Raw genomic sequence first — 23,271 nt, 5'->3', positions numbered from 1 at the left:
TTTAAAGCAGACTCTTTGGTACGTGTAAATCCTGAAGCAGTACATTTTCCAGCTCTCCCAGTTGCATCTCCTGCAAAATTGATAGCAGTACCCGATAGCGTTTGGCCGTTTTGTATGGGTCAATGGTCAGGTCTGGCGCAGCAGGTCGATTAGTCGGTTGGACCAATAATCGGACATTGGGAACCTCCGTCAGACGTGTTAACGGTAAATGCTGATACCCCTCCACAAATGCATGGGCGTGCAGTGCCATTTCGACTAACTGGCGACGGATTTGTTGCTTTTCGGCCTCCGGCAACTCTGTTGAGAGTGTTTGCAGATCGTCGTAAAATTGCCCGTAGCGTTGGTAGAAAGCCATCATGTATTGCTTCAACGCGGTCTGGTCAGCTTGCCAATCAGAAGGGACGGGTGGGTTTGCCGGAGATTGCTCCGGTAAACCAGGAGAGACATTCGCTGGAGTTTCAGATTGGGTGGGCGCTATAATGGCCCTGGTCTGCTCCTGAACAATGGGTGTTTCCTGTCGGGGCACTTGTGCAGGTTCAGCGACTTTGTCTCGTTTCATAAATGCCGCAATTCCCCATAATAGTCCGCCCAAAGCCAGCAAACCGATACCTGGCAGCTCGCTCGAAGGTGCGCTGGCTGGTATGTCGGTAACTTCCGAAGGAGATAGTTGCACGGCTTGATCGGGCGATAGATTCTGCGTGGTCAGTCGATCCAGAATAAGGTTGTTGTAGAGAATCAGCGTTGTTTGCTGGGTTTTTTGTCGATCAGCGATAAACGTAATAAACCGTTCAAATAAAGCCTGATCAGCTTTATCGCTGGCTGGGCCAGGTGTAAGCCCAGTGGAGCAAAATGTTGCCAGTTTTTGGCGGGATACTTCCCAGCGAGCCGCGTCGGTAGTTGCGCCAGCGCCAAGTCGAAATCTGAACTGGCTCCGCCAGAGAGCAAGATCACGGGGCGTTTTCACCGAACTTCCTTTCACGGAGTCGGCCCGAAATAGCAACGGTTCTTTGTTCAGCACGAGAGCACTGTCGGTTACCGTTAGTCGGGTTATTTGTTCAGGGCCACGAATCAACAAGGTTGAGCCTGTTGAGTCGGTCAGCAGGTAATTCGTGGTCTTGCTTAGCGTATCGCTGCTGGTTTTCCCTGATTGAGAAATAGCAGCTGGCTGGTGCAGGCATAGCCACAGACCCGCGAGCCACAACAGGGCGGCTACCCAGCGAATCCAGTTGGTGCGTGTTGTCATAGAGTCAGATTGTGTCATCGAGCGTACCGACCGACTGATCAACCACTACCTGGCTGAAATGCGGTTCATCGAGATACGGGAATAAGGTTTCAAAGACGAATTGGTCGTGCTGAAAAAATTCGGGCCGGATGGTCAGGCGGGCCGCTTCGGTTGGGGTCCGTAACAGAAATTCAGTACCCGTAAAAAACACATTGACCGTTGGCTGATTGGGTGTCAACAAGGCCGGATGGGCATACCGCAATCCACTGATGGAAATCCACTGGCTTGACGACTGGTAGTTTCTGAACGTAACGCCCTCATACAACGACGGCAGCGGCCGTCTTGATTGTAAGGTCGTTGGGGCGGTTTGAGTTGTAACGGGCGATGATGGATCGGGCTCGTAGCGAATCTTTTGCAGAAAACCGTCAACTTTGGTCACCATACCTTTGAGCCGGTGGGCTGCCTCCGTTAATTTCTCATAAGGACGGGGCAGCAACACCGCCACGGCACCGGTTTCGTGACCCGCATCGACCAGGCGAATGCCCGCATCGCCATCGACCTGCCGAGTTGGTTGGCCGACAAGATTCGCATCGTAATTGATGGTCTCACTGCTGAATGCACCCGCCAGACAAATTTTCTTCAGTGCTGTTGTATCTCGCCCATCAGACGCTAAACGAACATTGCCAAACCGATTGCTGACTTCTTCGGCAAAGAGCCGGAACAAAAATGCCCGGCCCGTCAGAATGACCTGCGGTGGTGAGTCTGGATCATAAAAGCCTGAATAAACGACTTCCTGCGCCAGTTTATCGGTCAGCCGTTTGACTACGTTATTGATGAAACCAAATTCGTCCTGTAATGACTCCTGCTGCCCTGCGAGCGTTTCCAGTGCGTCCGTCACCTCTTTCAGCAAGCCAGCCGAACCCACGTTGTTCTGATACCGGGCGCGAATATCCTGTATCTGCTGGCCGATCAGGTCATGAATGGGGCGGTAAGCAGTTTGATTCCTGCCTTTGTCGAATCCTCGCTTCAAGGTTTCGATAATCTCTCCAAACCGAATTTTGTCGACCAGATCTGTGGTAGGACCGAGGGCAATTCGCCAGATGGCCTGCTGCCTGACTGTAGAATCTGGACCAAAAATAGCCGCGAAAACCGTTTCCACGAAAGCGTAGGAAATCGCATTGCCTGCCCCGATGAAACCCGATCGAAAGACAGATTTGGTTTCATCGTCACGCTCGATCAGCGAAAAATCAGTAGTCCCTTTCCCCGAATCAACAATCAGGTAACGACCTTTCAACGGTAGAGGTTGCCGCTGAACAGACCGGCTTTCGCGGTAGCCAAGAAAAGCAGCGTCGCTCTCCGATAACGTTCCGACTTCGGCCCCGCGAAGGGCATAGGGCGAGTCGGGTTGCAGGAGGTCATGCAGATTTCGGTACGTACCCTGAACAAGTGTGCTGACCCGCTGCTGCTCAAAAACGTTTGGCACAAGTAATTTGACGGATAAGAAAAACGGCTGATTGGCCGGATGGCTATGATGAAGGTGTTCCAGCACCGTTCGGAGCAGGTAATTGACAATAGCCTGCTGCAAACCGCTAATGGTATCACTGAACCGGCGGATCGAAACCCCAAATTCATTGGTGGCTGGCGAGGCAAACGAAACATCGAATCGATAGGCACCCAGGTGAGCCAGCTTAAGATTCGATACCAGAAAATGACTTTGGGCCAGTGAATCAATCCGGTCGCGTTCGGTCAGCAGGTTCAGGTATTCTGCGTCGCCGTGTTGATTGGGCGCATCCGTTGACTGAAATACGGCTCCTGACCGACGTAGAAAAAATACCGAACGAAGTAAGTCCGGATCAGGATCACGCTGATGAAGGGCTTTTGCCGTTAGTTTGCCGCTATCGGAAGTGAGCAGGTTCGGATAGAAATACCGCAACAGGTCATCGACAATATTGAGCCGTTCCAGCACGCGCTGCCCGCTGCCCCGATTGGTCAGCACAATCTGACTGGCTTCTGAGCCGAAGTCCATCACAACGTCATAAATAGCATGTGGTTCTGCCAGATACAGCCTGATTTCACCCAGGTATGGTTGGCCATCCAACTGGGTTTGCACGTTTATGGTCAGCGCGTTGGTCCGTGGGATCTGACGATCTTTTGTTCGGGCCAGTAGCGCCAGTCCCGATTCAGTTTCATCGGCCGGTTCGAGCAAAAAGTGAGCGCTCTGGTCCAACAAGTCTTCTGCTGGTGCATCAGTATCTGACACCGTCAGGTGAAGGGTAAGCGAATCCGGACGGTTTTCATGCAGTGTTATGCCATCAATTACCCGGTCGAGGTTTGTTCCACCATGCGCTACAAGTCGCACCTCGCCGTCGAGCGTCAGCAATCGTGTCAGGGCTGTTTGGGGATCGTAGGGAATAATAAATGATGGAACAACACCATCGGCTGATTCGCGCGATGAACGCAGGGGCACAATATGAACTTTTTCACCACGCAGGCGAATGGGCAGGTAGTACATTTGGTCTGGGTTAAAACCGCACTGGGCGTGTCGTAATCTGCACCTTATCAGCCACAATGATGCCATTTGCCCGTAAACCCCGTACCGTACGGAGAACAGTATTGGTCAGTTCACCCGTCAAGACATTGAAGCTGTTCTGCTTCTTCGTCTCGAGGGGAGCAAACGTATCAGTTGTGGCGAAGGCTAGTAGAAATTCCTGTCCAAATGGGCTAGAGCATTCAAAGTCACCCGGTACATCGATGAACTGCCCCACGGCCTGCCCATCAATCCGGTAATTGTCGAATAGTAACGTTTGCGTACCGTCTTCCAGTACATAAATCAGGCGAACGGTAGCGGGTTTACTTACTTTCAGCTTAATGGTCATCCGTTCGCCCTCATGATAGGTAACGCCCTGACGCCCCCGGTTCGTTTGTAATTCAATGGAAAAATCACCGACCGATTGCGGGGCCATTACTGTCTTTACGGCTGCTTCCATGCGCAGGCTATTGGCATCTTTCGGCGACTCGAACGTCAATTGGTTTTGCCGTACCCAGCGGACGGGCAGGTCACTGGATACCAGATCGCGCTCGAAAGCCGCTTGTTTGTTAAACAATTTTGCCCGGATCTCCACCTGATCGCCCGTCGTTGCGAAACTTCCCCGCACTGTATAATCGGCAGTCTGATTGTCGCTTTTGAGTATCTCGACAACCGCACCCGTTCGTTGCTGGAGCTGTTGACGGAGCGTTTGCGTCAGCGCTTCACCGAATTCGGTGCTGATTCCCCGATTTTCAAACGTAAAATTGTCGATCAGAATATGCTTCGTCTCGGCGGGTAATTGCCGTCGAATTCCTTCGGTCAAACAGTCGACTACCATATTGAGATCCTGCTCCTGCGCCCGCATTTGAGCCAGGTCTTCGCGGCCGGTCAATAGCCGGGAGGCTGATGGGATAGCGGCAAGACGCCGAATACCACCGATTTTCAGATTATCGAATACCCGCTGACAATTGCTGTTGTCGAACGTAAACTCCAGCCTGAATTCTTTAACCTGCCGTAATTCATGCCGTTTTTTGGGTGCCCGGTTATTGTCGTAAGTACCGGTCAGGGTTTCAGAAACATACAACGGCATGAAAAGTTTTCCGGCTGCGTTTGCCTGAATCCGGCCATAATGTAGCCCATCGGTCAGGTCATTACCGATAGCAAGATCGCCGGCACGATAGAAGGTCAACACATTAACCAGATACTGTTTGATCGGTAATTCAGAACTCTCCCGCTGGTAGGGGTCCAGGTCATTGACGACCAACGGGTTACCATTACCAAAACAACGATCAAGCAGACCGGCCATAATCTGCCGTTTTTCGGCCGCCGATAGATCGCTGGCCGGGCGACCTAATTCATTCAGCCTGAAGTAGTAGGCAGTTTCCAGAAAGCGCCTGGCCTGACGGGCAATGTATACCTCATCCGAAGGCCGGAATGTGGGTGCTTCGATTTTGGGTTGTGCCGGTTGAGGCTGCCCTGAAGCCAGCCCTGTGAGCAGTAAAAAACACAATAAAAACCAATATCTGACCATGAAAGATGAAGCTGTTAGATGCTTTCGGGCGAACGTTCTATAGTATACTGGTTGATCAACGAACCAGACTCACCCGTTTGGTTAGGGGCGAATCCGTACAAGAGTTGCCAGCTCGGGTGGAAGCCGCGATGGCGACCGGGTGCCGTATAAATCGCTGATGAGCCAGCCCGAGTTTTCGTTGTCGCGTGAGAATTCGTCAACCCGAACAATCCAGCCAGATTTAGTCGGGATAAACAGTGAAACACGTTCGGTTTCGATCAGGCGGAGTTCGCGCTGGCGGACAGCCTCAATAAAGGTTCGCCCAACGCCTGTCTGACTCAGCGAGTCACTCAGGAGTAACCGTAAATCATGACCCTGTTTGATGACCCGGTGGAATTCCAGAAAACTGGTTTCGTGCGTATTTGGCGACAGTGTAAGCGGACGGGTTGCCCGTTGTGTTGTGTCGCCGGATAGTGGCGCTTTTGAGGTGTCGGTACTGGCAGTTAGAAACGGAGCGTCCAATCCTACCATGCGCCAACCCTGCGCGCGACCTATGTGCGTCATTTGCCAAAAAACGGTCAGTGTTTCGGCCTTACCCCGATAGCTGGCCCGAAAGGGTGTTTCGGCCAATACGTTTGCATACAGGTCGTCAGGCTTTTCTTCCGCTTCCGAAAGCTCGGTAACGAACGTATCGATAGCCTGTTTGTAGCTGGGCTGCGTTGTTCGACGGCTATCTTTAGCATCAAACAGACTAAGCAGATACGCCCTTCGTGGATACAGGGCTCTTAACGAGTCGGTTGTGAGCGGGCGCTGGTCGGGAGTCTGTTCATAATAAAACCGTTTCAGAAACTCCTCGATCTGCTTCACCGGCTGTGTAGTCTGGATCGGCAAGGATTGCGACCAGCCTTTCTGGCCGAAAATTCCAATCCATAGCGCGATGAAGAGAAGTAAACGAGAGCGACGCATAGAGAAGAAGAAAAGATTTAGCTGTTGGCCGTTACTGGCTGATTATTAGTTAGCGGGTATAACTTCCAGGCTTCTGGCCTTCACGTTGCCAAGCAACAGCGTCCATTTTTTCTCGTTGTATTCATTCAATCGGGCATCGGCCCGGATACTGACATCTTTCTTGGTACGGTCATGATAAACGGCCTGATCGCCCCGAAAACCTTTAAAATCCTGGTAATACGTGCCGGTGCTATGGTAGTTGCCATCGGTGCCAAGCCGGAAATCGCTCACATAGGCTACATCGTACTGCGTAATGTCGATATGGGTGTAATAGCCTGTGCTGATGTCGAGCAGGTTCCGGAAATAGCGTTTAACGGGCATCGTTCGCTTCCCTTTTCGGTCTATTATTTCCATGTTCGCTTCGTTGGTAAACAACAGGAGTGCCTGTTCAACGGCATCTTCGCGTTCGGCCGTCGAACGCTTGGAGTCGGGTATGATGTTGAGGTAATTCTGAAGTTCAGCAATGCGTTGTTTAGTCCGGTTTTTCAGATCGGCGGCTTCTTTCTCAGACAGGTCATCGTCGACATACGATTGCTTGAGCCGATCCTGTGACCAACTCAGCGATGTGGCGAAAAGTAATAGAAGTAGTGTGGCTAGGAATGGTTTCATGGTGGGTTACGGTTTATGGTCGAGGCTAATGAGCACGGGAACTACTTTGCCAATGGGGTCAGTAGCAGTACTGAATGTAATTTGTTCTGGATCGTAGTTCATCGTGTGCCAGTCCATCAACTGATCGCCGAGTGTTTGCGTAATTTTATGCGATAAACTGCCACCTATAGCACTCATTCTGGTTATGAGGGCACTCATATCGAGCGGTTTATCCGCAAACAGGACCAGATAATATTCCTGTCCCGGATTATTATCGAGCCGAATGTGTTTGGTTGGGCCCGGTAACACCGCCGACTCCTTCGCATCGATCATGGCACTCAGGCTATCGGCATAAGGGAATAACCGTGTAAGTTTCATGCTCTGATCGGTTCCGATCACGTAGACATAAGCCGCTTTGTCGTTATTGACCGTCAGTTTGAACCGTGTTCCGGATGCGTAGCCATTAACAAGTTTGTAGGCACCAATTTCGTCGTTTGTATCGTCGCCAACGGTCGAACCCCGGCTCATCAACCGCCGTGCAGGCATGTCGGAGCCGTCTACCAGCCGCATTTCCACGCTGGCCTGCATCGTTACCGATTTGTCGGGTTGCGTGGTTGGCACTGGTGATCGTTTAGGAGCAGTAGGAGATTGTGGCCTGGTATTAGTTTTAGCAATAATGGGTGTCACTTTGGTTAGTTTTGCCGTGGGTTGTTCCATCGGATACACCCGGAACGCATAGCGCGTAAACAAGACAAAGTCCCGGTATTTTATCCAGCACAAACCATTGTCGGCCCAGCGTGTCCCCCAGCTATTGACAACTCGAAAAGCCTGGCGGCTATCGTCGTAGCCAACAACCGTGAGGGCATGTCCATATAATTTACGGCGTTTAAAGCCGGATCTGATTTCCTGGTATAAATCGTCGACATCAGACGGAGCGGGCGTCCAGGTATCCGTCGAAACAGCCTGAAATGACAAAGGAATCATCATGCCGATGGGAACCGGATAGCCACCGGCCAGCGCCCGTTTGATGTTCTGTATATTCGCATTGACAACCGACTCGAGATTATTGTTCTGGCGAACCACGCGGAACATAGTGGCAAAGTCAAAAATCCGTTCAAAATGACGAATCCGAAACTGCGAAGCTTCAGAGTCATAGGGTTTAACATTCCTGATGCATTGTGGATAGGGGAGACTGGACCAGAATGGAGCTCCGTAATTTTTGAGCGCCAATAAGCCTTCATCCATTGTTCCGCCCTGCTGGCAGGTCACGTCGTTCGGTAACTTGAGTCGGGAATAAAGGTAGGTTGGTGAAAATCGGGTCTGATTGATCTGCGGTTTAGTCGTCAGGTTTCGCTGAATGGCTTCGATAGCCGTTCGGGTATAATACGCACAGGTAAACGCCACACAAGTGCCATAGTCGCCCTGCCGTTCAATGTCTGGCAAGTATTTTTCGTAGGAAATTGCTCTGGGAAGTGGAGCCTTATAGATCACATTGTCGGGCTTTTGTTCGACACGCAGGTAGGCTTCATCATCGAAACGTAAGCCCGAATTCACCAGGTCGGCTGGAGCCTGTGCCCAAACCCATTGTGCCGAAAGCAAGATCGTAAACCAGAGGAGAGTTTTCATTACGAGGGGCGGTGCTGCCTACTGTCGGGTTGAGCCAGCTTTAGGAATGGTGAGGTATAGAGTAAAAATCTGCCAATAATTCGTTGTAAGCGGAGCTGTTCCCACGGGTGTCATGACGGTAGCAATGTCGGAGGCCTGTGGCTTGTTTCCGGTAAAGGTTGTCGCATTCCGATAGGTGGTTACCATCGTTTGCCAGTCGCCCGCTGCGGTTTTAATCGACTGGCCATAATACACGACTTCGGCACCTTTAAACTGAACCGCTGCCGACCGATTGCCAAACTGTGCAAGGTAATCATTTACCGATAGACGGGCGTCTGGCTGCCCCGGCTGATGAACTGAAATATAGCCAGATGGAGCAAAATAAGCGGTTAGTTCGCGGGCGTATCGTTCCTGGTGGTTTGCCGGGATCTGCGAATATGTTCGTATGTGATGCAGAATGCTATCGATTTTTTGGGTCAGCGGTAGTTTTAGTAGTCGGACAGTGGGCATGGCTGTCGCCTGGGGCCGACCGGAATTTGTCAGCCGTACCTGGGCATGGCACGGATCAGGCAGACCACCCGACAGCCAGAGCCACAGGCAAGTAAACAATGTGAGGATATGAACGGAAAGCAACTTCATTACGGCAAGAGGAGCTTACAGACTGGTATATAGTGGGTAATGGAGCTTTGTGAAAGAATATAGCGATTTAATTCGACCATACTTCCTGAATGGCAATCGTTTGGTATAGTTTTCCGTTTGGCGTTCGCTTCGATCGTTTTTCAATAAAATTAACCTGCCCGATTTTTACGGCATTAAGGGTCAGTCGTTTAAGCATATCGTTGAGGGCATATTCACCGACCGATGTATCGTTTTGATAGATCGTTACGCGGGCATCTGCGTTGAAATACTGAGTGGCTTTTTGTCGTTGCAGGGCTCGTTCGGCGTAGGTCAGTCGCTCGTCTGTCAGCGTATTGAGGTATTGGCTAATCGCCGTAAAATGCGCGTCGGGTGGTAACTGTTGCTTTACAGGTTTCAGATTAATCTCATAAATCGACGTTTGGTGCGAACTATCGGGTCGGGCAAGCCTGTCTACCCGAGCCTGAGCATCGAGTAATAAATCAATCCAACTTAGTCGGGAGCGGGTCGTTGTCAGCACCGACAGGGCCTGTTCCCATGACCGTGTGTAATGACTTCCCTGATCGCTAAGCATGCAGGCAGACTGATGGGGCTGGCAGGCCGCAATAAGTACATCGCCGGTCTGATCCAGAAATAAATTCGCCAGCACCCGGTTGATATCATCTTCTACCGTTCCGCCTTTCAACATAGGGTTGATCATCAGACCGCGTGTTCCGGCGGGTAGTACAATATTGCAGGCATCGGCCATTGTGATCGTGAGCCGGGCAAGTTTTGCCCGTAGCGAATCATGAAGTGATCGCAGAGAGGGGTCGTTGCCGGGTTCAACACTGAGCAAGGGAAATGGATCGGTGCGTCCGGCAAGATTGTGTCCATGACCTGTGTAATAGAGAAAGGCAACATCCTTTGGTCCAATGTGCAGGTTGTGAAGCCGTTGCTCAATGCTGGGCCGCCTGAAGCCCGAATCGCTCAATACAACCAGATTTAAAGGATAACCAATTCCAGAGGCAATGGCCTTGAAAGTGGTTGTCATGGCCGCAACATCCTTCTGGCAACCGGGGCCGACGTCAGCTGCCTGCGTATCCGCTACGATCAAGGCATGGAACGTTTGCGAATAAGCTACCTGGCTAACTAAGGTTATGAGCAGACTAGTGAGAAGTTTGATCATACGATCTGTCTGGTTTATCGAGCCGAATGATTAGGGTTGACTCGCTGAAAGTTCATGGAGTAACTGCTCAGCCTGATTGCCAAAATAGGTTGTTTTACGAAGTGTGCCGAGCTCTGCTTTTGCCAGATCTACCTGACCTGTTTGCAGATAGCCGAGGGCCAGTAAATAGCGGGCATTGGCCTGCCAGTCGGGTAGCGGACAGTTGCGGGCTGGTTGCAGTAACGCTATTGCCTGAGCCGGTTCGTTTTTCTGCAATAAGGTGAATCCGGCCCGGATAGCCGACGTATCGCGGGCGATGGCCTGCAGACGGCTTACCTGATCTGGACCGGGTGCCGTAAGTAAAGGCTCACCATCGCGGGTAGTCGGGTCAAGCCGCAAGTCTGGCTCCATATATCGGGCTGCTATGTCGGCGGGTGATGGGGCCATGAATCGATCCTGCATGAAAAACCAGCCAAATCCGAGTATCAACAGGACGCTGGCTGCAATGGCCAGATACTGCCACATTGGCCGTGTGGAGCCAAAAGGAACCACCTTGCCCATTTCGGTATGAGTGGGTTTTATGTCTCCTCGAAGTAACAATTCAGCATGGCGGGCCGCTATTTCGTCGCGATAATTCATACGACGAAGGCCACTCTGCATCGCTTTCAAACGGGTAACTTCGCGGGATAATTCGCCGTTGCTGGTTAGCTCACGTTCGAACTGTGCCTTCTCACCAGCCGATAGCCGACCTGCGATATAATCTTCAGCCCGTTCGAAATCAGATTGAGAAATAGACATTATAAATACGAGTTTTTTAGTTGGTTAAAGGACTGTCGAAGCCCCATGACGCAGTTGCGACGTTGCTGGCGTAGATTAGCTTCGTTGATATTGAGTTGAATGGCGGCTTCGCGGTCAGGAACTTCGTCAATATAAAACAGGCGCAAAATGGTCTGACAACGATCTTTCAGGCCAGACATAGCGAGTTTGAGTGGCTCAAGCGCCCAGCTATGATCGTCGATATCTGTCTGAAGGAGCCAGTCGACCGCTTCATCACGAACTGCCGACGAACTTTCTTCTGACTCATCTGCTGATTGCTCCTGAAACGGCGATACTTCCTGCCGACGTTTGTCTTTGTCATACAGATTAAGTAGTGTAAACCGGCAAACGCTATGCGCATAGGTTGTGACTTTGGCTTTCTCGTGCGTAAAACGACCGCTTAAAATGTTGTCTTTAACAACAGCCAGCCCTTCGGTATAGGCTGAAATTAACGTATCATAGTCATAATTCTGACGGGATTGCGGAACAACAAACTGATTGTGAACCTGAATCATCAGATAGTCCCAGGCTTGTTGATCGTTGGCCCGAAGTGCTTCATAAAATGCCTGTTCGTCCTGTTGAAACTGGCTGAATGATGGCTGCACGGCGACCTTATTGACTGAACTACGAAAAAATGCGGCCATAATCTGTGAATTGGGTTAAACGCTTTTGTGTGGTGTGCTATAAAAGTTAACTAAGTAAACTTAATAAGTCGATTTCCTAACGCTAATACCCATGTAGGCTATCCTGGAGAAAGGCCTGATCTGATTTGCTGGTAAAATTTATTCCTGTCTAATCTGTTAATGGGAAAGACTGAATAATGTGAATAAAAAAAGTAAAGTCTACTATCAGCAGACTTTATTAACATGCAGAACGGTCGTAGAATCTGATTCTACGACCGTTCTGCCTATATGAATCGTATTTTTAACCGATTTGTATAGCTGACGCCAGAGGCTGAAATCGATAGGCTGTTTGTGGAACAGGAGACAAAAAGGACGAATAATCGTTCGGGCGAGACATTACTTCTTTGTAGAGCAACACGCGGTAGAGGTAATATTTGGTTTCGCGTGGAAGGCTCATCTGGTAGTAATCGCGGTGTTCGTGGCGTTTTAGTTGATTTTTCATCAGGCCCGGCCCGGCGTTGTACGCTGCGGCTACCAACGACCATGAACCCAACTGATCATATAGTTTTCGCAGGTATCGACAGGCGGCATCTGTTGCTTTAAGCACATTGAAACGCTCATCAATACGTCCACCTACCCGTAACCCCAACGAACGGGCAGTGCCAGGCATTAATTGCCAGTAACCTGCTGCACCTGCTCGTGAAACCGCTTTTGGACGTAACGCACTTTCGGCAAGGGGAACGTAGCGGAAATCATCAGGAATGTCGTATTTCTCCAGAATCGGATCGATAATCGGGAAAAATGCCTCGGCCCGTTCACGGAGGTTGCCCAGATCGCTGGCGTGACTACGAAACAGCGTAAATACATGTTTCCAGCGGTCAACAACATCGATCTTGTCGAGTGGCAGGCACTCTCCGCAGAAATCGACATCGAGCAAAGGAAGCTCCGGGGCGTTAAGTGCCGTTGCCAGTAAGGCTGCTTTGGCACTGGTGCGGGACATGTCAGACCGCGTTGCATCGGATTGCATCAGCCCTGACCGGGTCGCGCCAGACCGGGTCGCGTCCGAATGATTTGCAGAGCTAATCGTAGATGGGTTGAGATTGGGGACTGTGGTGGCGGTAAACTTTGCAGCAACCGTGACAGCCGGACGAATTACGGCCATCAATAAAGAAAATCCAACTCGCTTTAACAAAACATAAGTTTGATGGTACTGAGTCTATAACGCCAGTAGATAAAGTATTAGTTTGTTGATTGTCAATATTTTAGATTAAAACTAATTGGGCGATGTACTACTTGTTGTCAGGTTTTCCGGTAAACAGACTGAAAATCACGACCTTAAAATAACACATGAAAAAAGTGGTGAAAGCGATAATTGGACTAATACAGATAGGTTGAGGCCAGTTGAACTTGAGACCCAAGTAAGCCTAAGCTATGGAAATTAATAAATTAGGCTAACCAGCAAAAAAACTATAGTTTCGCTGGTATTCTAGTTATCTTTGTGGCGAAAAATGTGCATTAAGCTATGGTTAATGCAAAATCCGAGGCTATTTTTGCAACTGCCCAACGGCACACTTGCCAAAAGTATAATCGACAATAAGACGACTTTATTGATCACTACTTACTGGTCATTGACAATGCCCCTACGTTCCCGAGATTGGTTTGGCCGCACCGGAAAAGACGGCTTTATTTATCGTGCCTGGATGAAAAACCAGGGTTTCCCGCACCATGAGTTTGAGGGAAAACCCGTTATTGGTATTTGTAATACCTGGTCGGAACTGACGCCCTGCAACGCACATTTTCGCGAACTGGCCGAAGCCATCAAACGAGGGGTTTGGGAAGCGGGTGGTTTTCCGCTTGAATTTCCCGTGATGTCGTTGGGCGAATGCCAGATCAAGCCGACTGCCATGTTATTCCGCAATCTCGCCAGTATGGATGTGGAAGAAAGCATTCGTGGCAACTCGATCGATGCGGTCATTCTGATGTGTGGTTGCGATAAAACTACGCCTTCTCTCGTGATGGGAGCCTGTAGCGTCGACATTCCTACGCTTGTCGTATCGGGCGGACCGATGCTGGCCGGTCGTTTTCAGGGCCGAAAGATTGGAACGAGTGATCTCTGGCGGTTTGCCGAAGCCTTTAAAATGGGCGAGATGAGCCAGGCTGAGTTTGTGGCTGCTGAAGCCAGTATGGCTCGTTCGCAGGGGCACTGTGCCGTGATGGGAACAGCCTCCACAATGGCGGCCATGGTCGAATCGCTGGGGTTAGCACTACCCGACAATGCAACCATTCCGGCAGCCGATTCGCGTCGGAAAGTACTCGCTCATCTGACCGGTATGCGGGCCGTTGAGCTCGCGCGTGAAGGCATAACACCATCGAAGATTCTCACCCGGCAGGCGTTTGAAAATGCCATTATGATCAATGCCGCATTGGGTGGCTCAACCAATTTTATCCTCCATCTGACGGCCATTGCCGGGCGGGTGGGCGTCGATCTATCGCTCGATGATTTCGATACGCTATCGGCTAAAATCCCACTGTTGACCAATCTGCAACCTTCTGGCGAACATTTCGTGGAAGATCTGTTCTATGCCGGAGGCTTACCGGCCGTTATCCGTGAACTTCGGGACTATCTCAACAACGACGCCATAACCGTTAACGGTCGAACCATTGGTGAAAACTGTGCCGATGCGCAATGCTATGACCCCGCCGTAATTGCAACGGTCGGGCAACCCTTCAAACCCGAGTCGGGTGTAGCCGTTTTGCGGGGTAATCTCTGCCTGAACGGGGCTGTCATAAAACCCTCGGCGGCATCGCCTGCACTGATGCAGCATACGGGTCGGGCTGTAGTTTTTGAAAACATCGATGACTACAAAGCGCGAATCGACGATCCTGATCTGGATGTTGATCCGGGTTGTGTTCTGGTCCTGAAAAACGTTGGTCCCAAAGGGTATCCGGGTATGCCTGAAGTAGGGAACATGCAGCTCCCCGCCAAGATACTGGCACTGGGAGTTCATGATATGGTTCGCATTTCAGATGGCCGGATGAGTGGTACCGGTTTCGGCACGGTTATTCTGCACGTTTCGCCCGAAGCAGCCGTTGGCGGTAATCTGGCACTTGTGCAAAATGGTGATCTGATTACACTCGATGTTGAAAACCGGAGCCTTCATCTGCATGTGTCGGATGAAGAACTGGCTGGCCGGCTCGTTCATTTCAAACCGCTTGACCTGGGTTATGATCGGGGCTATGTAAATCTGTATATTCGCCACGTTACGCAGGCTCACGAAGGAGCCGACTTCGATTTTCTACGGGGCGGTTCGGGTAGTGAAGTAAAGCGTGATTCACACTAACAATAAAGAACATGAAGCGAGTAACTGGAATTGGAGGGCTATTTTTTAAAGCTGAAAAGCCTGATGAACTCAGGAATTGGTACGGCACTCATCTGGGATTTCAGACTGATCAGTATGGCGCTACATTTGAATGGAGACATGCTGACGACGCAGAGCAAAAAGGCTATACACAATGGTCAACGTTTGCTAAAGACTCTACGTATTTTGCGCCGTCCAGTAAGGATTTCATGTTTAATTTTCAGGTTGAAAATTTGACCGAGTTGCTCGCAGTATTGAAGGCTGAAGGGGTAACGGTTATCGGCGAAATTGAAGAATATGATTACGGTAAATTTGGCTGGATTATGGACCCGGAAGGCAATAAAATCGAACTTTGGGAGCCCAAAGCCGCTGAATAGGAAAAGCTGGTTTCTGGGAAAACGACTTTTTAATGACTGATTTTGTTAACCAAACCGCTATCATTACTGGTGCCGGACAGGGAATTGGCTTTGCTATTGCCCGCGCCCTTGCTAAACAGGGTGCCAATGTAGTACTCAACGATTATGATGAAGCACTGGCTCATAAAGCCGCTGATGCCATACAACAGGATGGCTATCGTTGTGAAGCATACCCTGGCGACGTCTCCGAGGTTTCGTTTATTGAACAGATGGTCGATACTGCCGTCAGCAGATTCGGTTCGGTAGACATCGCGATCGCCAATGCGGGTATTACTATTTTTGGCGATATCTTCACCACAACACCCGATGCATTCCAGAAAATTGTCAATGTGAACTTACGCGGGAGCTTTTTTCTGGCGCAGGCCGCTGCCCGTCAGATGCGTGAGCAGGGCAAAGGAGGAAGCATGTTGTTTATGTCGTCGGTAGTAGGGCACCAGGCGCACCCCGGTCTGCCCGTCTACAGTATGACCAAAGCAGGACTGGAAATGCTGGCGAAGCAACTGGTTATCGATTTTTCACCCCTTGGCATTACCGTAAATGCCATTGCGCCGGGCGCTACGTTAACCGAACGTACCCTGGATGATCCGACATATATCCCGATCTGGTCGCGCATTACACCGATGGGCCGCCCGGCCACTGTCGAGGATATTGCCAATGCGGCTCTGTTTCTGGTTTCGCCATCCTCTCGCCATATAACGGGCCAAAGCCTGGTCGTTGATGGCGGATGGACCAGCGTAAGCCCACCGCCGGTAGAGTGATTGAATAGCTGACTAATTAATCTCAATTAGTCAGCTATTCAATCACTCAATCATTCAACAATTCACTCATTTCCAATAATCATACTGCATGTATTCGGCTGTTTCGTCGGCAATGTCTTTACCGAGGAGCCTGCCAACAACATACAATGACATATCGATTCCGGCCGAAATGCCCGCAGAGGTAATGATCTGGCCATTATCGACATAGCGTTCAGCCGGAAGGACGGTTGTGTTGGGCGCTAGCTGAGAAAGACTGTCGATAGCCATGTAATGCGTAGTCGCGGAGAGGGCTTCGAGCAAACCCGCTTTCGCCAGTATTAACGCTCCGGTACAAACCGAAAGGACCAACTCCGCTGTTTCGGCCGATCGACGAACCCAGTTTAGAATGGCAGGATTATCCATTTCGCGTCGTGAACCAAAGGGTGTTCCGTCGGTATGGTAGCCGCCACCACCCGGCACAATAATGATGTCGGCTTTTGGGTGATCATTTAACAGATACGTTGGCGTTACACATAGACCATTGCGGGCATAAACGGGACCTCGTTCGGCAACCGTAAAAACCTGAAAATGGGGTTTGCCAGCTACTTTACCCGCTATGCCGAAGACTTCAAATGGCCCGGCGAAGTCCAGAACCTCAATTTCGTTGAAAAGCAGAATAGCTACGGTGCGCATGATTGTCGGTAATATTCAGTCGTTAGCAGGCAGTTGGCAGGTTTTAACAGACGGCTATTTCCTGCCCAATGTGATCAGTACTACCCCTGCCAGGGCAATCATTGCCCCAATGAGTGACTGGCTTGAGAATACTTCCCCGGCAAAAAACGTACCCAGTAGCATGGCCACTACCGGATTCACAAATGCATAGGTCGACAGGAGTTGGGGCGGTGCATTCCGTGCCAGCCAGGCGTAGGATGAAAATCCGACGATACTGCCAAAAATGACCAGATAGAACATGGACCAGATAGCTTTGGGAGGAGCTACCAAGATGCTCCAGGGAGTAACAGGCTCCATTACTAAGCTGATGACCAGTAGAACGAATCCGCCAATAATCATTTGAATTCCGCTGGAAATCGTACCCGATGGGAGCGATACTCGGGGAGCCAGTAGCGTACCGATTGCCCAGGCAAAATTGCCGAATATGACCAGACTGGAACCAAGGACATTTGCATGCACCCCCCTGGTTCCCTGTAGCTTGTCCGGTTTTATGAGGAAAAAAATACCGATTAAACCAACCAGTAATCCGGCCAGTGCCAGATTAGTCGGCCGTTGGCGTCCAAAGGATACCCAGTTAAGTGTCAGCAGAAATACGGGTAGCATTCCACCCAGCAAAGCGGCCATACCGGTTGGAATGTATTGAATACCAAGGGTTAGGCAGCCATTGGAAACAGTCAATAGCAAAACACCTACAATTCCTGCCGATTGCCATTCGATCCGGGTTGCGCGTGGCGTACCCGTTAGTCGGGCGTACGTATACAGAATACCTCCCGCTACAATATACCGCATGGCAGCCATGTAGAGAGGAGGCATCTGCTCCGTCATGAAGTGGATGAACAGGTACGTCGAACCCCACAGAATATAGACTGAGACTAAAGCTGACCAGAGAGTGACACGATTGGGAGTTGGAGAAACTGAGGAAGAAATGGCTTGCATAACTCGTTTACTACTTGCTGCTGGTGTAACACACACCCACTGGCTTTTTCTCCTTTACAGACTCTTTTTTTTGTGTTATCTATGATTGATTATGAAGATTCTAAGCAAAATTTTATTTGGTCTGGGCAAATCCTTTATCACACAGGCTTACGGCATTAAAAAAACAGACAGACTGCAAAAAGTAGAATCGTTGTCTATTCTGATTTTCAATTAGGGATACTGCGTTATCTCGTCCGATACCGCTCTGATCAATAGAGAGTTAATTTTGGGCGTTTGACATTACCATTGGATTGTTTCTAAATTAGACCTGCCTGATCAGGTGTTGAAACTTTCGGTCGCTCCCTGCGTTTAGGAAATGAAGCCGCGAAGCTATGAGGTCAGTTGTTGCCATCCTATTGTCTTGTTTACTACTGGGGAGCAGTTTGCTGCCCGGCTTCAGTATTGACCAGTCGGCAAAGTGGAATGAGTTGATGCAGCATTATCAGCAGCACAAAAAAGAGGTCAGTAATCTTAGCTTTCTGGATTTTCTGGCCATGCATTATGGCGCTAATTCCGAACACCAGAAGCATCCTACGCACAGTCATCATAATTTGCCTTCTGCCGGTCACTCGGTCCCGGTTTTTACGCCGAATGCAATTCGCCTTGTGGTTTCTTCAAGTGTACAGGTAATCATGCCCTATAAGGCCGACTTTATTCGTAAAGCCGATCTGTACTCATTTCTGGCGGTTTTCTCGCTGATCAATCCTCCCCGAGCTTAATTTTTGCATTTCATGGGTGAGGTGTGTCTTATTGGCAAGCCTTACACTCGTCGGATGAATGCAACTGGCACGTTTAGCGATCGCTGAACAGCCGCCATCGATGCTATATCCCGAAGGTATAGTCGAAAGACCGAGTCGGTTATCCCAATCATCAAAACTTTTCTGTCGTGAACCAGAGTATCAACGCTTGTGCTTGCGTTGCCCATCTGGCGTACTGATTCTCTTCGTAATAAAGAATTGCGTAGTTCTATGCTGAACGCTATCATTAAATTCTCGATCCAAAATAAACTCATTATTGGGCTATTGACGCTTGCGTTAGTAATCTGGGGCGGCTGGTCGGTAACGCAATTACCCATTGATGCCGTACCCGATATTACCAATAATCAGGTTCAGGTAATTACCAGCAGTCCCTCATTGGCTGCCGAAGACATCGAGCGACTCGTTACGTTTCCGATTGAAGTCAGTTTGTCAAATATTCCCGATCTAACCGAAATTCGTTCGTTTTCGCGATTTGGCCTGTCCATTGTTACCGTCGTGTTTACGGATGCTACGGATGTATACTGGGCCAGGCAGCAAATAGCCGAACGGCTTCAAAACGTAGCCGGGCAGATTCCACCTGGCGTGGGTACACCCGGTATGAGTCCTGTTACAACTGGACTGGGCGAGATTTTCCAGTATACGGTTGTGCCGAAAAAAGGGTACGAAGGGCGATATTCGCTAACTGACCTCCGCACGATTCAGGATTGGACCATTCGGCGGGGATTGTTAGGAACGCCCGGCGTCGCTGATGTAAGCGGTTTCGGCGGTTTGCTCAAACAATACGAAATTGCGGTTGATCCAGACCGGCTTCGTAGTGTAGGAATCACCATCAATGATGTCTTTACTGCACTCCAGCAAAACAACCAGAATACAGGCGGTGCCTATATTGATAAAAAGCCAAATGCCTATTTCATTCGGTCGGATGGGTTAATTGGTTCAACCGACGATATCGCCAATATCTCCGTACGTCTCAATAATCAGGGCTTTCCCGTGCGCATTCGTGATGTGGCACAGGTACGCATTGGCTCGGCAGTGCGCTACGGGGCCGTTACCCGCAATGGTCAGGGCGAAACAGTAGGGGGCGTTGTGATGATGATTAAAGGAGAAAACTCCTCGGCCGTTATCAAACGGGTAAAGGAAAAGATCACTGAGATCCAGAAAACACTGCCTGAAGGCATAGCCATTGTGCCATTTCTGGATCGGACGAAAATGGTGAATAATGCCATTGGTACGGTAGAGCGCAACCTGCTGGAAGGAGCCATCATTGTCATTTTTGTGCTGGTATTACTGCTCGGGAATTTTCGGGCGGGTTTTGTGGTGGCATCGATCATTCCACTGGCTTTGCTTTTTGCTATTGCCATGATGAATCTGTTCGGTGTTTCGGGGAATCTGATGAGTCTGGGGGCCATTGACTTCGGCTTGATTGTGGATGGGGCTGTGATTATCGTCGAAGCGACGCTTCACCATATTATGCTGCGCAACAAAGACCAGACACTCACTCAGGAACAAATGGACGATGAAGTGTTTGGAGCCGCCAGTCGGATTCGCTCGTCGGCAGCTTTTGGCGAGATTATTATCCTGATTGTTTATCTGCCGATTCTGGCATTATCGGGTATTGAAGGGAAAATGTTCAGACCGATGGCGCTAACCGTAGCTTTTGCTATTCTGGGTGCTTTTATTCTCTCGCTGACGTATGTTCCCATGATTTCGGCCCTGATCCTGAACAAAACGGTTGTGCATAAAGAGACCTTCTCCGATAAGCTTATGAAGCGGATTCAGCGCGTTTATGAGCCAGTTCTGCTAGGCTCGTTACGGTATCGGTTCATTATCTTAACCTGCTCCCTGGCGTTATTGGCTGTTGCCGGAATTCTATTCAGCCGAATGGGAGGTGAATTTATTCCACAACTCGATGAGGGCGATTTTGCCGTTGATACGCGAACCCTGACCGGCAGTTCATTGTCAGAAACCGTTGATGCTACACTAAAAGCAGAGCGTATACTGCTGAAGAAATTTCCCGAAGTGGAGCAGGTAGTGGCCAAAGTCGGCTCTGGCGAAATTCCTACTGACCCCATGCCAATCGAAGCCTCTGACCTGATGGTAATTCTAAAACCCCGCGATCAGTGGACAAGTGCCACCACGCGCGATGAACTGGCGAATAAGATGGCCGAAGAGCTATCAGTTATTCCAGGCGTAACGTTTGGCTTTCAGCAACCCGTGCAAATGCGGTTTAATGAACTTATGACCGGGGCCCGGCAGGATGTTGTTTTGAAAATATACGGCGACGATCTGGGGCAACTGGAAAAACTGGCTAATCAGGTAGGAGGTGCTATTCGTACTATCAGCGGAGCGAAAGACCTCTATATTGAACAGGTGGCTGGTTTGTCGCAGATTCTGATCAAACTCGACCGGGCTCAGATTGCTAAATTCGGCCTGAATGTAAGCGATGTGAATCGTACGATCAATACGGCTTTTGCGGGCCAGTCGGCGGGTCTGGTTTTCGAAGGCGAAAAACGCTTCGAACTGGTCGTCAGACTGGCTTCTGACAAGCGCCAAAACATCGACGATGTTCGTAATTTATATGTGGCCACACCCGCCGGACAGCAGCTGCCACTGGCGCAGATTGCCGAGGTTAGTATAAGGCAGGTGCCGAACCAGATTCAGCGCGATAACACACATCGACGCATTACGCTGGGATTCAACGTTCGGGGCCGCGATGTAGAAAGTATCGTGGCTGAAGTACAGCAAAAGGTGAATCAGCGAATCAAGTTTCCGAGTGGTTATTACGTTACCTACGGAGGAGAGTTTCAGAATCTAATCGACGCCAAAAAACGCCTGTCTATTGCCGTTCCGATTGCGCTGGGGCTAATTTTCTCGTTATTGTTCTTCACATTCGGGTCCATTCGGCAGAGCCTGCTCATCTTTATGGCCATTCCCTTATCAGCCATTGGGGGTATTTTTGCCTTACTACTTCGCGATATGCCATTTAGTATTTCGGCGGGAGTTGGATTTATTGCCCTCTTTGGGGTGTCGGTGCTCAACGGTATTGTCCTGATCGCTGAATTTAACCGACTTAGGCACGAAGAAGGTCTAACCGATATGATCGAGATTATTCGAAAAGGGGCAGAGGTACGCCTTCGGCCCGTTGTCATGACGGCCTTGGTCGCTTCGTTCGGATTCATTCCGATGGCCATTTCGAACTCGGCGGGGGCAGAGGTTCAGAAACCACTGGCAACGGTCGTTATTGGTGGATTGCTAACAGCTACCTTGTTGACGCTAATCGTCTTGCCGATTTTATACTCACTGGTAGAAAAGAAAAGCCTGGATCGTGAGGCAAAAGCCCGCCAGAAAACAGCCACACCCGCTAAAACAGTGGCTTCGGTTGTCGCTTTGCTGCTATTGTGTTCGGGAAGTGGCTGGACTCAGGCCATCAGTCCTGCTGCCCAAACCATTACGCTCGATCAGGCCCTGCAAGTAGCATCTGCACGCAATGCACAGGTACAGATTGCCGGGCTTGGCGTTAGCCAGCAACAGGCCCTGCGCCGAACTGCCTACGACGCCGGACGTCTGTCGGTTACGGCCATGCTGGGGCAGTATAACAGCCGCCGGTTCGATAACAACCTGACCATTACGCAGACCATTCCGAACCCAACGCTGATGCGCCGGATGGCGGAGCTGAACGATCTGACCGTTGCCAATCGAGAGGCCGGTGTATTGGTGACGCGCAATGATGTGCAGTATCAGGTGAAATCGACCTATTATGACCTGATTTATCTGTACCAGAAACGACACTTATTTCAGCAACAGGATACGGTATTGACCGAATTTGTGAAGGCTGCGGCTGTGCGGCTTCGGGTAGGCGAAACGAGCACACTGGAAAAAGCAACGGCCGAAAGCCAACTGGCCGATCAACGCGTACGGCTGGCGCAGAATGAAGCCAACGCTACGGCTGCCCGAACGCGTTTACAGGAGCTTCTGTATAGTCGCGAACCGATCGATGTACCAATGCTGGGATTACCTAAATTAGCGCTAACGCTCTCAGCGGATACGGCGGCTCTGGTTCGGAATCCCTTGCTTCGGCAGCTACAGCAGCAAATTCAGGTGGCTCAGCAAACCCGGCTCGTTGAACAGGCCCGGCTGAAACCCGACTTTCTGGTTGGGTTGTTCAGTCAGACACTCGTTGGAAATCAGTTCATTAATGGGCAGGAGTTGTATTTTGGACCCGGCTATCGGTTCAATGGTGGACAGGTAGGTGTTACGTTCCCATTGTTGGGACAGGCACAAAAAGCCCGCATCAATGCCGCCCGTATTGGTGAACAGATGGCACAAACCGATTTGCAGAATCAGCAGTTTTCACTCAGTAAACAACTGGAGCAAGCCATCAGACAGTATACGCTGTACCGGGATGCCCTTGCTTATTACGAAGGAACCGGGCTTGTTCAGGCCGATGTGATTCAGAATCATGCCCGACGTGCTTTTAGTGGTGGTGATATTGGCTACGTTGAGTTTTCGCTAGCTTTACAGCAATCCCTTACCATCCGGTCAAATTATCTCGACTTGCTGAATCAATACAATCAATCGGTACTTTACATCAATTACCTGCTTGGCAATCCATAACGAC

Annotated in this window: 18 protein-coding genes; 5 read left to right on the top strand and 13 right to left on the bottom strand. The window is 50.1% G+C overall.

Annotated elements, in window-relative coordinates; all coding sequences use genetic code 11:
* Position 1: 1 nt before the first annotated feature.
* The 11 genes from GJR95_RS07725 to GJR95_RS07675 form a co-directional block, all read right to left on the bottom strand.
* On the bottom strand, positions 2-1,243 hold the full coding sequence (locus GJR95_RS07725; protein WP_162385327.1) for a hypothetical protein: 1,242 nt from the start codon (positions 1,241-1,243) through the stop codon (positions 2-4).
* Between the two features lie 4 nt (positions 1,244-1,247).
* Complete coding sequence (locus GJR95_RS07720; RefSeq protein WP_162385326.1) at positions 1,248-3,734, bottom strand: acetate and sugar kinases/Hsc70/actin family protein; 2,487 nt, start codon at positions 3,732-3,734, stop codon at positions 1,248-1,250.
* A gap of 10 nt (positions 3,735-3,744) precedes the next feature.
* On the bottom strand, positions 3,745-5,280 hold the full coding sequence (locus tag GJR95_RS07715) for a DUF4384 domain-containing protein (RefSeq protein ID WP_162385325.1): 1,536 nt from the start codon (positions 5,278-5,280) through the stop codon (positions 3,745-3,747).
* An 81-nt stretch (positions 5,281-5,361) separates the two neighbouring features.
* A complete protein-coding gene (locus tag GJR95_RS07710; protein WP_162385324.1) occupies positions 5,362-6,225 on the bottom strand; it encodes a hypothetical protein in 864 nt (287 codons plus the stop codon).
* Between the two features lie 45 nt (positions 6,226-6,270).
* Complete coding sequence (locus tag GJR95_RS07705; protein WP_162385323.1) at positions 6,271-6,873, bottom strand: hypothetical protein; 603 nt, start codon at positions 6,871-6,873, stop codon at positions 6,271-6,273.
* A 6-nt stretch (positions 6,874-6,879) separates the two neighbouring features.
* Entirely contained in the window at positions 6,880-8,478 is a 1,599-nt protein-coding gene (locus GJR95_RS07700; protein ID WP_162385322.1) for a DUF4384 domain-containing protein, read from the bottom strand.
* An 18-nt stretch (positions 8,479-8,496) separates the two neighbouring features.
* Positions 8,497-9,096, bottom strand: coding sequence for a hypothetical protein (locus GJR95_RS07695; protein ID WP_162385321.1), 600 nt, complete (start codon positions 9,094-9,096; stop codon positions 8,497-8,499).
* 67 nt (positions 9,097-9,163) lie between these two features.
* A complete protein-coding gene (locus GJR95_RS07690) occupies positions 9,164-10,258 on the bottom strand; it encodes a caspase family protein (protein ID WP_162385320.1) in 1,095 nt (364 codons plus the stop codon).
* Positions 10,259-10,288: 30 nt separating this feature from the next.
* Complete coding sequence (locus GJR95_RS07685; protein ID WP_162385319.1) at positions 10,289-11,035, bottom strand: hypothetical protein; 747 nt, start codon at positions 11,033-11,035, stop codon at positions 10,289-10,291.
* Positions 11,035-11,697, bottom strand: coding sequence for an RNA polymerase sigma factor (locus GJR95_RS07680; RefSeq protein ID WP_162385318.1), 663 nt, complete (start codon positions 11,695-11,697; stop codon positions 11,035-11,037). The genes GJR95_RS07685 and GJR95_RS07680 overlap by 1 nt, the downstream gene beginning before the upstream one ends.
* Positions 11,698-11,977: 280 nt before the next feature.
* A complete protein-coding gene (locus tag GJR95_RS07675) occupies positions 11,978-12,868 on the bottom strand; it encodes a lytic transglycosylase domain-containing protein (RefSeq protein WP_232541116.1) in 891 nt (296 codons plus the stop codon).
* Positions 12,869-13,310: 442 nt separating this feature from the next.
* On the opposite strand from GJR95_RS07675, the gene GJR95_RS07670 reads away from it, so the two are divergent.
* From GJR95_RS07670 to GJR95_RS07660, 3 genes are read left to right on the top strand one after another with little or no spacing between them, the layout of a single operon-like run.
* Positions 13,311-15,017 carry an IlvD/Edd family dehydratase gene (locus GJR95_RS07670; RefSeq protein WP_162385316.1) on the top strand — a complete coding sequence of 569 codons (1,707 nt, stop codon included), beginning with the start codon at positions 13,311-13,313 and terminating at the stop codon, positions 15,015-15,017.
* Between the two features lie 11 nt (positions 15,018-15,028).
* Positions 15,029-15,412 (top strand): VOC family protein, encoded by a 384-nt coding sequence (locus tag GJR95_RS07665; RefSeq protein ID WP_162385315.1) that lies wholly within the window; start codon positions 15,029-15,031, stop codon positions 15,410-15,412.
* 32 nt (positions 15,413-15,444) lie between these two features.
* The gene (locus GJR95_RS07660) at positions 15,445-16,209 is read left to right on the top strand and encodes an SDR family NAD(P)-dependent oxidoreductase (RefSeq protein WP_162385314.1); all 765 of its coding nucleotides are present in this window, start codon (positions 15,445-15,447) and stop codon (positions 16,207-16,209) included.
* Positions 16,210-16,275: 66 nt separating this feature from the next.
* Here the strand turns inward: GJR95_RS07660 and GJR95_RS07655 are convergent, their stop codons facing one another.
* Both GJR95_RS07655 and GJR95_RS07650 read right to left on the bottom strand, forming a co-directional pair.
* On the bottom strand, positions 16,276-16,881 hold the full coding sequence (locus GJR95_RS07655; protein WP_162385313.1) for a DJ-1/PfpI family protein: 606 nt from the start codon (positions 16,879-16,881) through the stop codon (positions 16,276-16,278).
* A 54-nt stretch (positions 16,882-16,935) separates the two neighbouring features.
* The gene (locus GJR95_RS07650; RefSeq protein WP_162385312.1) at positions 16,936-17,856 is read right to left on the bottom strand and encodes an EamA family transporter; all 921 of its coding nucleotides are present in this window, start codon (positions 17,854-17,856) and stop codon (positions 16,936-16,938) included.
* A 371-nt stretch (positions 17,857-18,227) separates the two neighbouring features.
* Here GJR95_RS07650 and GJR95_RS07645 point away from each other — a divergent pair, with 371 nt between their 5' ends.
* Both GJR95_RS07645 and GJR95_RS07640 read left to right on the top strand, forming a co-directional pair.
* Entirely contained in the window at positions 18,228-18,614 is a 387-nt protein-coding gene (locus GJR95_RS07645; protein ID WP_162385311.1) for a hypothetical protein, read from the top strand.
* 249 nt (positions 18,615-18,863) lie between these two features.
* Positions 18,864-23,267 carry a CusA/CzcA family heavy metal efflux RND transporter gene (locus tag GJR95_RS07640; RefSeq protein ID WP_162385310.1) on the top strand — a complete coding sequence of 1,468 codons (4,404 nt, stop codon included), beginning with the start codon at positions 18,864-18,866 and terminating at the stop codon, positions 23,265-23,267.
* Positions 23,268-23,271 lie beyond the last annotated feature (4 nt).

Source organism: Spirosoma endbachense, assembly GCF_010233585.1.
Lineage (GTDB): Bacteria > Bacteroidota > Bacteroidia > Cytophagales > Spirosomataceae > Spirosoma > Spirosoma endbachense.
The sequence above is the reverse complement of the archived record's forward strand: the minus strand, read 5'-3'. Positions and strand labels throughout refer to the sequence as shown.